Below are 10074 nucleotides of genomic sequence, written 5' to 3'. Positions count from 1 at the left end.
GATTTGTGTATATGTGACTGGGGCGCGCCTACGGCTCGAGGGCGCCCGCCCACGCCTCGCGCAGGCGGGCCCGCGCCCGCGAGAGCGCCGCGTCCGCGCCTCCGCGCGAGATCCCGAGCACGTCCGCGAGCGCGTCCCCCGTGAGCCCCTCCCACGCGTTGAGCAGCAGCACCCGGCGGTCGCGCGGGCTCAGCGCGCCGAGCACCTCGCGCACGCGCTCGTCGGTCACCGCCAGCTCCGCGGGGTCGTCGCCGGCCGCGACGTCCGGCACGTCGCCCACGGGGACCGGCCGGCCCTTGCGCCGGTGGTTCGCGAGCACGAAGCCGGCGGTCCGGTACAGCCACGGCAGCTCGGCGCCGAGCGGGACGTCGGCACGCCGGCGCCACGCGACGGCGAGCACGTCCGCCGCGAGGTCCTCCGCGTCACCGCGCGCCCCGCGCCGCACCAGGTAGCGCAGCACCGCGGTCGCGTGCTCACGGAAGAGCTCCTCGAACCAGGCGTCGTCGCGCGGGCCGCCCGACGGCGTCGGCGCGACAGGACGGTCGGGGTCGACGGGGACGTCCGGGCTCGGGCTGGTCCGGGGCTGCACGGGGGCTCCTGGGGCTGGTGGCGCGTCACGGGCGGACGGGTGCCTGTACCCGCCCTGTGTCGCGTCGCCCCGCCGTCTTGCACCGGCGGCAGGACCGGGCAGGACCCGCAGCGGCGCGGCGGCTCAGAGGCCGTCGGCCACCGTCGCCGTGACCTGCAGCCACGCGTCGCGCGTGCGGCGGTGCAGCGACTCGTACTCGATGGGTCCGCCGGGGATCAGGCGCTTGTCGTGCGGGACGTCGAGCACCGCGCGGGTCAGCGCACCGAAGTGCTCGTGCAGCCGCTTGCGCAGGTGCTTGTCGACCTTGGGCTCGGGCGCCGAGAGCACCGTGACCGCGTGGCGCACCATCTCGGCGTGCCCGGTCGCCCGGAGCGCGTCGATCGCCCACGCCGCGGACTGCGCGGTGTCCTCGCGGACCGTCGAGACGATGACGAGCTGGTCGGCGGCGTCGATCGCGGCCTGCCAGTTCGAGGCGCGCATGTTGTTGCCGGTGTCGATGACCATGACCCGGTAGAACCGCGAGAGCGCGGTGTGCAGCGACGTGAACCCCTGCGCGTCGACCGACGCGGCCGACGCGGCGTCCTCGTCGGAGGCCAGGACGTCGAACTGCGAGCGGCCCTGCGAGCGCACGTAGCTGTCGAGGTCGCCGACGCGCGCCGAGGCGAGGTCGGTGAACCGCCCGATGTCCTGGAGCAGGTTGACCGCGGTGTTCGAGTGCCGGGCGTGCGTCGAGCGCCAGCCGAGCGTGCCGCGGGTCTCGTTGTTGTCCCACGCGAGCGTGTACCCGCCGCGGTGGATCCCGAACGTCGCGGCCATGAGCAGCGTCGCGGTGGTCTTGTGCGCGCCGCCCTTGGGGTTGATCACGACGATCGTCTTGGGGCCGTCCAGGCTGCGCTGGACGGAGTCGATCGCAGCCCGGCGCGCGCGCTCGGCGCGGCCCGGCGCCGGCGAGACCAGTCCCCCGGTGACGCGGCGGAGCCCGGCCTGCCAGCCGTTGTGCGCGGCGCCCTGCTGCGCGGTGCGCCGGCGGGTCGCGAGCAGGTCGTCGAGCGTCGGCGCCTGCCCGGCCGCGGCGACGGTCCGGTGCTCCCCGGTGCGGGTGCGGGTGCGCTCCTCGGCGGGCGCGCGGGTCTCGGCCACGGGCGCGGGGACGGCGGGGGTCGCGCCCGACGCGGTGTCGGGGACCGTGGTCGGCGCCTCCTCGACGCTGCCGTCCGGGTGGATCAGCAGCGACCAGACGCCGTCCGGGTCCTCGACGGTCGCGGGGACGGGGCGTCCGAGCCCCGCGGCGATCTCGGCGACGAGCCCGGTCACCGCGGCGCCCGCCTCGGCGACGCTGCCGAGGGCCACCCGGCGCACGGAGCCGTCGACGACGACCTCCGCGGTCCCGTCCGCCCGGACCACTGCCTGGACGGCGGACGGACCGGGTGACGGGTCTGCCGTCAGCGCACTGCTCTCGCTCATGGGTCGGCCTCTTTCGTCGACGGTCACGCCAGGCACGAACCTACGCCGCATCGCCCTGACGTGCCCAAGTGTGCCCGAAGGTCCGGTATCGGACTCCACCCGCGCCGCTCCTCAAGGGTGTCGAAGCGGTTCCGATAGAGGGGGCATGACGATGACGACGACGCGCGTGGGCAGCCCGGCCGCCGTGCCGTGCGCCGCCCGGCCGTACGCGTCGCTCGTGCACACGGACGGTGCGTGCCGGTGCTTCGCCGGCGGACCCCCACCCGAGTACGCGGCCGCGCGCCCGCTCGGCCCGCGGCTCGGCCTGGTCGACGGCGGGCTCGCGTCGGGCACCCGGTGGGTCCCCGCCAGCACGACGACGCAGGCCGAGCGCGCCTGCTGACGCCTGACGGGCTGCGGCCTCCCCGCTGAGGTTCGCCCGCTGACGCCCGTACGCGGGGTCCGCCCGCCGACGCCACCCGGCCACGGCACCCGGCGACCGCCCGCGCGGGTCCGGGTACCCGCCCCTACGCTCGTGGCGTGCGGCCGTTCCTCCTGCTGGCGTCCCGCGCCGACGACCCTGCTGCCGACGGCGAGTACGCCGCGATGCTCCGCTACGGCGGGCTCCCCCCCGAGCGCCTGCACCGCGTCCGCATGGAGGCCGGGCCGCTCCCGCGGATCGACCTCGACCGGTACGCGGGCGTCCTGGTCGGCGGCAGCCCGTTCAACTCGACGGACCCGCCCGACCGCAAGTCCGCGGTGCAGCAGCGCGTCGAGGCCGAGCTCGCCCCGCTGCTCGACGAGATCGTCGCGCGGGACCACCCGTTCCTCGGTGCCTGCTACGGCGTCAGGACGCTCGGCGCGCACCAGGGGGCCGTGATCGACGGCACGTACGCCGAGGAGATCGGCTCGGTCGAGGTGACGCTGACCGACGCGGGCGCCGCCGACCCGCTGCTCGCGGGGGTGCCGCGGGCGTTCGAGGCGTTCGTGGGGCACCGGGAGGCGTGCCGGACCCTGCCGGCGCACGCGGTGCTGCTCGCGTCGTCGGCGTCGTGCCCCGTGCAGATGTTCCGCGTGCGCGAGCACCTGTACGCCACGCAGTTCCACCCCGAGCTCGACGTCGAGGGGATCGTGACGCGGATCGAGGTCTACCGGCACGCCGGCTACTTCCCGCCGGAGGACGCGCAGCGGGTCGAGGAACGGGTGCGACGGGGCGCCGTCACGCACCCCCCGACCATCCTCCGGAACTTCGTGCGGCTCTTCGGGTGAGCGCGACGGGCTGACGAATCGATTCGAAACGTCCCGCCCGCATTGTTACCGATCGGTACCCATTGTCCCGGGGCCGGCGGCTGGCTAACTTCGCCTCGCCGCACGCACGTCGCGGCGACGCGTCGGCGCGTACCGGCGCGAGCCGACCCGAGGAGCCCAGCACCGTGGTGACCCGCCGAGAGCTGTCGACCGCCTCCCGCGGCGTCCCGACCGTCACGTCGACGCCCGGACCCGCCCCCACGACGCCACCGCCCGCGAGCGCCCGCAGCACGACACCGGCCTGGCTCCCCGTGCTGCTCGGCGTGCTCGCGCTCGCCCTGGTCGCCGGCAGCGCGCTCGTCGGCGTGCGCGACGCCGCGTTCGAGACCGAGGCCGAGTACGGCTGGGTCGTCGTGCAGGACGTCGGCGACGGCTCCGTCAGTGCGGTCCAGGACCTCGACCCGGACGGCCCGACGCTCACGCTCGACGTGCCGACGACCGCGGGGCTCGAGCCCGGCTCCCGGATCGCGGTCCGCTACGACGCGGACGACCCGTACGACGTCGTGCTGGCCGACCGCCCCTCGCGGCTGCCGCTGCTCGTCGGGGCCGGTGTCCTCGGGCTCGTCCTCGCGGGCGTCGCCCTCGCGCTCGCCGCCCGCGTGCGCCGGGCCCGCGCGCAGGTCACCCGCCGGTCGTGAGGTTCCGCGCGGCCCGCCGGTCCGCCGTGGCCCAGCCGTGCACGGCCCGCGCCAGCATGGCGCCGCCCGCGAGGACCGCGGTGACCGAGAGCGCGGTGCCGAGGGTCCGCAGCGCGGACGCGTAGGACGCGATCGCGGCGGCCGCCCCGACGCCGACGACGAGGGCCCAGACGATCATCGAGCTCTTGGCACGCTCGCGGAGCGTGTCGGACTCGCGGTTGAGCTTCCACTCCGGCACTGCGGTCTCGTGCGCTGCCATCAGGCGGCCCTCCTCGTCGGTGTCCACGGTGACGAGGAGCGCATCGGTACGGCGCGCCCGATGCTGAGGAACGGACGGCGACGGCACCCCGGCGCGCGCCGGGATTCACTCGGACGGGCGTCCAGATCCGCGCGGAGTCCTAGCGCTCGGCCTCGGGATCGACGGTGAACCAGACGGTCTTGCCGCCCGGCTCGCGACGCTCGATGCCCCACGCGGTCGACAGCGCGGCCACGAGCGCCATGCCGCGCCCGCTCGCCGCGGTCGGGGCCGGGTGCAGGACGCGCGGACGCTCGGGGCTCTGGTCGGTGACCGACACCTTGACCGCCTCGCCGTCGACGCGGACCTCGACCCGGATCTCGCCGTCGGGCGGCCCGTGCAGCACCGCGTTGGCCACGACCTCGCCCGCGAGGAGCTCGATGACCTGGTTCGAGACCCCGTGCACACCGGCCTCGGCGATCGACCGCATGATCCAGTGCCGGGCAGCGCGCGGGGCCGCGCGCTCCGGCGTCAGGACCAGCTCGACGGTGTGCGCGCGGGCGTCCTGACGGCGCGCGCTCGCAGCGCTTCGCAGCTCCCTGACATCGCCCACCGGTCCACTGTGCCCGACTGCGCCGGAGTTCGCCGGGTGAACAGTCGACCCGATCCGGTGAGCGGCGCCCCGGATCGAGGTCCCGAGATCGATCAACGCAGGGTCATCGGCCGGTCAAGTCCCGGCTGGCACGCGGGCCCGGGGGTGCACCTCGACGCGGTCCGGCGTCGGAGCGGACACGGGCCCCGGGGCGTGGCAGCCTGGACCTCATGACGTTCCCGCGACGACGCCTCGGACGCTCCGGACTGGACACCAGCGCGCTCGGCCTCGGCTGCTGGGCCCTCGGCGGCCGGATGGCGAGCGGCGACCAGCCGCTCGGGTACGCGGGCGTCGACGAGGACGAGGCGACCCGAGCCCTGCACCGCGGCGTCGAGATGGGCGTGACCCTGCTCGACACCGCCGACGCGTACGGCGCGGGCCGCAGCGAGGAGCTGCTCGCCCCGGTGCTCGCGGCGCACCCCGACGTGCTCGTGGCGACGAAGTTCGGCAACACGATCGACCCCGCGACCCGCCAGCTCACGGGCGTCGACGTCTCCCCCGCCTACGTGCGCGACGCGCTGCACGCCTCGCTGCGCCGGCTCGGGCGCGACCACGTCGACCTCTACCAGCTGCACACGCCGACGGCGGGTGCGGCGGTCGCCGAGGAGCTCGCCGCGACGCTCGAGCAGCTCGTCGACGACGGGCTCGTGCGGTGGTGGGGCGTCAGCACCGACGACCCCGACGAGGTCGAGGTGCTCGCGCACGCCCCGCACCTCGCCGTCGTGCAGGTCCAGCTCAACGTGCTCGACGACAACGCCCCGATGCTCGCGCTCGCCGAGCGGCACGACCTCGGGGTGCTCGTGCGCTCGCCGCTCGCGATGGGCCTCCTCGGCGGGCGGTACGCCGCCACGAGCCGGCTGCCCGCGGACGACGTGCGGGGGCGCGAGCCGGAGTGGATGCGCTGGTTCGCCGGCGGCGCGCCGGCCCCGGAGATGCTCGAGCGGGTCGACGCCGTGCGCGAGGCCCTCACCGCGGACGGCCGCACGCTCGCACAGGGGGCGATCGGGTGGATCTGGGCGCACGACGAGCGCGCCGTGCCGCTGCCCGGCTTCCGGGACGTGCGTCAGGTCGAGGAGAACGTCGGGGCGCTCGCAGCCGGACCGCTCGACCCCGCGGCGCACGGGGAGATCGAGCTGCTGCTGGGCCGCGGGTCGGGCTGACCGTCACCGGGACGGGTGCCGGGCCGTGGGTCGGGCTGGGCAAGGGCAGGGGCAGGGGCAGGGGCGGAGCCGACGACCGGCGGTGACCGGCAGTGGGATGTCGGCGGCGTGCAGGACGATGGGCGGGTGCCCGACTACCTCGCCCGCATCACCGTCCAGGACGTGCCCGACGACGACACCCGCGCCGGCATGGCCGACGCCCTGGGGGCGGTCGACGACGTCGCCGACGAGGCCGCGCTGCCCGGCGCGCCGCTGCCCGGCCCCGTGACGTTCACGGTGCCGGGCGAGGCGCCCGACCTCGAGACGGCGACGGGGGTCGCCCAGCGCCACGCCGCGGAGCTGCTCGACGGGTTCGAGTTCGAGGTGGACGTCACCGAGCGCTGACGGCCGACCGGCCCGGCCGGCGGACGGCCCGTGCAGGCCCGGGTCGGTGCCCGACCCGTGCAGGGCCGGGCCGCCGGGTGGCTCGTGTGGTTCCGGGCGTCACGCCGCAGGCGGCGTCGGGACGCCCGGTGCCGGGTAGCCGGCGTGCACGCGGGCGAGCTTGTCCTCGGACGGCATGAGGATCCAGAGGACCGGGTACACGATGAGCTGGCTGCCCGGGATGACCATGAGGACGAGCAGGAAGAGCAGGCGCGCGGGCCAGGGGTCGAGCCCGAACCGGCGGCCGAGCCCGGCGCACACGCCGCCGAGCACGCGGCCCTGGACGGGGCGGATCAGGCCGTCGCGGCCGAGGGTCTCGTGGATGCTGGTCACGGGGTTCACGTTCCTTCGTTCGTGGTGTGTCGCTCTGACACCTCCACGGTGCCCCCACGGCACCCACGCCCACATCGGGGGCGGGCCCTGAGCCGACCCGGACCGCGCCCTGACGCTGCCCTGACCCCGTCCCCGACAGCGCTCTGAGGGGCGAGCGGTCAGGCGCCCCACCGCGCGGCGGTTCCCGTGCACGGGCCGGTGAGGGTGCCGCCGGCGTCGCTCGTGAGCGTCCACTCCCAGCGGTCGCCGAGCTCCTCGAGCGCCTCCGGTGCCAGCCGTGCGACGACGGTCGCGTCCTCGAGCCAGAAGTCCTCGAACGGTGCCGCCCCCGGGTTCTCGAGCTCGGCGGTGCCGTCGGCCGCAGCCGAGACGACGTCGACCTGGAACGTGCGCGCGCCGGTGCCGTCGGGCCGCGCGACCCGGAGCCGGTACGCACCGGGAGTCGCGACCGTGCCCGTGCGCTCCCACCGCACCTCGACCGAGCCCTCCCGCTGGGCCTGACGTCGCACCACGCCCCACCGGCTCACGGGGCCCTCCTGGGCCGACACCGCGACGCTGCCGCCTGCGCCCGGGCCAGCCGACCCCTGCGTGCCCGGCACCATGCAGTCGGACGTCACCGTGTCCGAGGACGTCGCGGACTGCGGCGCGAGCTGGAACCCCGCGGCCGCGACGCACACGACCGCGGAGGCGGCGACGCCCGTGCGCGCGAGCCCGCCGGACCACCAGGCGGGCGTGCGGGCGTCGTCCCGCCGGACCACGACGGTCGAGAGCAGGCTGTCGGCGAACGTGCGGCGCTCGGCGTGCCACAGGGGCCGCAGGTACCCGACGTACAGGATCGCGTCGAGCAGGTGCGCCACCCAGCGGACGACCGTGCGGACCAGCCCGGCGGACGCCCGTCGGAGTCGCGCGCGACCGCGATCCCGACGACGAGCTTGCCGGGCGTGGAGCCGACGTACGCCTGCAGGACCGCGAGCACGACGAGCGTCAGCACGACCCACGGGCTGTCCCACCAGGACCCCGGCGCGAACGGTGCGCCGTTCCCGGGGGCGAGGGACGGCGCGAACGTCGGCGCCGCGACCGGCTGGACGGCGAAGGCGAGGTACGTGACCGCACCGAGGAGGGCGCCGTCGAGCAGGTGCGCGACGACGCGCGCGACCCAGGAGGCGTAGCGCGGACCGGCGGCGCGCGGCCACCAGCTCCGAGTCTCCGGGACGTCCAGGCCGGGCCAGTCGGTCGCGGCTCCCGAGGAAGCCGGCAGCTCGGCGTCCGGCTCGTGCGGGCGCTCCTCGGCGTGCGGCCCGGCGGCGTGCGGACGGGCCGGGCTCCCCTCGGCGTGCGCGGGCGTCGGCGGTCCACCGCCGGTCGCCCCGCCGCCCCCTGCGGTGGTCATGCCGTCATCCTGGCGCAGGCACGGCGCGCGCGGAGGCGGATCAGCCGGTCGGGGGCCGCGGGATCCGGCCGTCCGCGCGCAGCGGGTACCAGCGGTTGCCCCAGCGACGCGTGACCTGCGGCTGGTCCACGGTCGCGAGGTCGGTGACGGTGCGGGTGACGACGCCGGCGACGTGCAGCGCCGCGGGGTCGTCGTCGGCGGTGAACCGCACCGTGATGCGGGCACGGCCCCGCACGACCCCGAGGTCGTACGCCTCGACGGTCACGAGCGCGCGCGCCGCGGCGGTGGCGGCGGGCAGCACGTCCTCGGGTGCAGTCGCCCCGCGGAGCAGCCCGACGCCGAGCGTGACGCGGTACGAGGGCACGGTGGGCGGCCGGTGCGGTCGGTGCGGCCTGCGTCAGACGGCGAGGACGCGGACGCCGGCCCCGGAGACGTCGAACCGCACGGACCCGAGGTCCGCGACCACGACGTCGGCGGTCAGCGTGTCCCCGTGCGACTGGGTCGCGAGGGCGAGCGTCGCCGCACCCGCGTCGCGGCCCGAGTCGAGCCCCGCAGCGGCGTCCTCGACGACGAGGCACCGCGCCGGGTCGACGCCGAGCCGGCGTGCACCGAGCACGTACGGCTCGGGGTCGGGCTTGCCGCGCGCCACGTCGTCGGCCGTCACGACCACGTCGGGGACGGCGAGCCCGGTGGCCGCGAGCCGCGCCCGCGCGAGGGTCAGGTCGCACGACGTGACGATGGCGCTGCGCCCGGTGCCCGCGAGCGCGGCGAGCGCCTCCGCGGCGCCGGGCAGCACCTCGATGTCGCCCGTGTCGGTGACCTCGAGCTCGACGATGCGGCGCAGCGCCCGGGCGCGCTCCTCGGGCTCCCGGTCGGCGAGCAGCGTGTCGACGATGTCCCGCGCGGGCACGCCGTGGAACCGGAACTCGCGGGCCCGCACGTCGTCGATGCGGAACTCGTGCGCGAGGCGGGTCCAGCTGCGGACGACGGACGCGAGCGAGGAGATGAGCGTGCCGTCCATGTCGAAGAGCACGGCCTCGAACGTCGCGCCGTCGAACAGCACGGAACCGGGGGCAGCGGTCGACAGGGGCATGCCCCGAGGGTGTCACGGGCCGCCCGCCGGGGCCGAATCCGCTGCTCCCGGGCCCGGAGCAGGCCCGGTGGGCGCGAGAGCGGTCGCGCGCCCGAACCGCAGATCAGGCCTCGCCCGGCGCGTCTGAGGTACCTCAGGGGCTCCTCAGACGCGGACCGGCACCCACGACCCGTCGACCGACCGATCCGCATCCACCCCCCTCAGGAGCAGCGTGAAGGTCGTGCAGGAGCGGGTCCTGCACCACGGAGGAGGAGCCGACATGAACGGGATGTGGGGACCGGCGCTCGACGCCGAGGTGGCCTACCGGGCCGAGCAGCTGCACGCGGCGTCGCGGACCGGCCGGGCGCGGGGGCGCGTGGCCGAGCGGGCCGACGGGCGCGACCCCCGGCGGCAGGTCCGCACGGCCGCGCAGGTGCGCCCCGGTCGTGGGTGGCACCTGCCAGGATCGGGGGCATGGCACGCAGCGCGGTGATCACCCCGTTCGTCGCCCGGGCCGACGAGGTCCGGCGGCTCACGGACGCGCTCGGGCGCGCCGGCGCGGGGCAGCCCGGCGCGGTGCTCCTGGGCGCCGACGCCGGGGTCGGCAAGACGCGCCTGCTGCGTCGCACCGCCGAGCTCGCGGAGCTGGCGGGCGCGACGGTCGTGACGGTGCACTGCGTGGACCTCGGGGAGATCGGCCTGCCCTACCTGCCGTTCGCGGAGGCGCTCGCGCGCCTGCGGGACCAGGCGCCGGAGGTCGTCGAGCCGGCCGTGGACGCCCGCCCGGTGCTCACGCGGCTCGTGCCCGCGCGGCGCGGCGCCGGCCTCGCC

At 76.6% G+C, this 10074-nt stretch carries 15 protein-coding genes and 1 pseudogene; 7 read left to right on the top strand and 9 right to left on the bottom strand.

Translation table 11 applies throughout. From position 1 onward, the window contains the following. Positions 1–28: 28 nt before the first annotated feature. Both AB6N24_RS21845 and AB6N24_RS21840 read right to left on the bottom strand, forming a co-directional pair. Complete coding sequence (locus AB6N24_RS21845) at positions 29–589, bottom strand: RNA polymerase sigma factor (protein ID WP_412871467.1); 561 nt, start codon at positions 587–589, stop codon at positions 29–31. Positions 590–712: 123 nt separating this feature from the next. Further along, on the bottom strand, positions 713–2053 hold the full coding sequence (locus AB6N24_RS21840) for a MinD/ParA family ATP-binding protein (RefSeq protein ID WP_412871466.1): 1341 nt from the start codon (positions 2051–2053) through the stop codon (positions 713–715). A 145-nt stretch (positions 2054–2198) separates the two neighbouring features. On the opposite strand from AB6N24_RS21840, the gene AB6N24_RS21835 reads away from it, so the two are divergent. The 3 genes from AB6N24_RS21835 to AB6N24_RS21825 all read left to right on the top strand — a co-directional run bounded on the left by AB6N24_RS21835 (position 2199) and on the right by AB6N24_RS21825 (position 3978). Then, complete coding sequence (locus AB6N24_RS21835) at positions 2199–2435, top strand: hypothetical protein (RefSeq protein WP_412871465.1); 237 nt, start codon at positions 2199–2201, stop codon at positions 2433–2435. A 137-nt stretch (positions 2436–2572) separates the two neighbouring features. After that, positions 2573–3301 (top strand): glutamine amidotransferase, encoded by a 729-nt coding sequence (locus AB6N24_RS21830; RefSeq protein WP_412871464.1) that lies wholly within the window; start codon positions 2573–2575, stop codon positions 3299–3301. Positions 3302–3465: 164 nt separating this feature from the next. After that, the gene (locus AB6N24_RS21825) at positions 3466–3978 is read left to right on the top strand and encodes a DUF3592 domain-containing protein (RefSeq protein ID WP_412871463.1); all 513 of its coding nucleotides are present in this window, start codon (positions 3466–3468) and stop codon (positions 3976–3978) included. On the opposite strand, the gene AB6N24_RS21820 is transcribed toward AB6N24_RS21825, so the two are convergent. Then, entirely contained in the window at positions 3962–4237 is a 276-nt protein-coding gene (locus AB6N24_RS21820) for a hypothetical protein (RefSeq protein ID WP_412871462.1), read from the bottom strand. The genes AB6N24_RS21825 and AB6N24_RS21820 overlap by 17 nt on opposite strands. Before the next feature lie 139 nt (positions 4238–4376). Next, the gene (locus tag AB6N24_RS21815) at positions 4377–4826 is read right to left on the bottom strand and encodes an ATP-binding protein (RefSeq protein WP_412871461.1); all 450 of its coding nucleotides are present in this window, start codon (positions 4824–4826) and stop codon (positions 4377–4379) included. Between the two features lie 209 nt (positions 4827–5035). Here AB6N24_RS21815 and AB6N24_RS21810 point away from each other — a divergent pair, with 209 nt between their 5' ends. Together AB6N24_RS21810 and AB6N24_RS21805 are read left to right on the top strand one after the other, a co-directional pair. Further along, complete coding sequence (locus tag AB6N24_RS21810) at positions 5036–6025, top strand: aldo/keto reductase (RefSeq protein WP_412871460.1); 990 nt, start codon at positions 5036–5038, stop codon at positions 6023–6025. Positions 6026–6151: 126 nt separating this feature from the next. Continuing rightward, entirely contained in the window at positions 6152–6409 is a 258-nt protein-coding gene (locus tag AB6N24_RS21805) for a hypothetical protein (RefSeq protein ID WP_258724356.1), read from the top strand. Positions 6410–6508: 99 nt separating this feature from the next. On the opposite strand, the gene AB6N24_RS21800 is transcribed toward AB6N24_RS21805, so the two are convergent. The 5 genes and pseudogenes from AB6N24_RS21800 to AB6N24_RS21780 form a co-directional block, all read right to left on the bottom strand. After that, on the bottom strand, positions 6509–6781 hold the full coding sequence (locus tag AB6N24_RS21800; protein WP_412871459.1) for a PspC domain-containing protein: 273 nt from the start codon (positions 6779–6781) through the stop codon (positions 6509–6511). Between the two features lie 158 nt (positions 6782–6939). After that, positions 6940–7638 (bottom strand): hypothetical protein, encoded by a 699-nt coding sequence (locus tag AB6N24_RS21795; RefSeq protein WP_412871468.1) that lies wholly within the window; start codon positions 7636–7638, stop codon positions 6940–6942. Between the two features lie 29 nt (positions 7639–7667). Next, positions 7668–8171 (bottom strand): annotated as a pseudogene (locus tag AB6N24_RS21790) (RDD family protein); the annotation flags it as partial. 40 nt (positions 8172–8211) lie between these two features. Continuing rightward, the gene (locus AB6N24_RS21785; RefSeq protein WP_412871458.1) at positions 8212–8535 is read right to left on the bottom strand and encodes a hypothetical protein; all 324 of its coding nucleotides are present in this window, start codon (positions 8533–8535) and stop codon (positions 8212–8214) included. A gap of 33 nt (positions 8536–8568) precedes the next feature. Then, complete coding sequence (locus tag AB6N24_RS21780) at positions 8569–9264, bottom strand: HAD-IA family hydrolase (RefSeq protein ID WP_412871457.1); 696 nt, start codon at positions 9262–9264, stop codon at positions 8569–8571. Between the two features lie 259 nt (positions 9265–9523). Between AB6N24_RS21780 and AB6N24_RS21775 the strand changes: the two genes are divergently transcribed. Together AB6N24_RS21775 and AB6N24_RS21770 are read left to right on the top strand one after the other, a co-directional pair. Continuing rightward, positions 9524–9736, top strand: a complete 213-nt coding sequence (locus tag AB6N24_RS21775) for a hypothetical protein (RefSeq protein WP_412871456.1) — start codon at positions 9524–9526, stop codon at positions 9734–9736. Continuing rightward, on the top strand, positions 9718–10074 hold a 357-nt coding region (locus AB6N24_RS21770), incomplete at its 3' end, for an ATP-binding protein (RefSeq protein WP_412871455.1). The genes AB6N24_RS21775 and AB6N24_RS21770, both read left to right, overlap by 19 nt.

This window comes from Cellulomonas jepli (genome assembly GCF_047229345.1).
Taxonomy (GTDB): domain Bacteria; phylum Actinomycetota; class Actinomycetes; order Actinomycetales; family Cellulomonadaceae; genus Cellulomonas_A.
The sequence above is the reverse complement of the archived record's forward strand: the minus strand, read 5'-3'. Positions and strand labels throughout refer to the sequence as shown.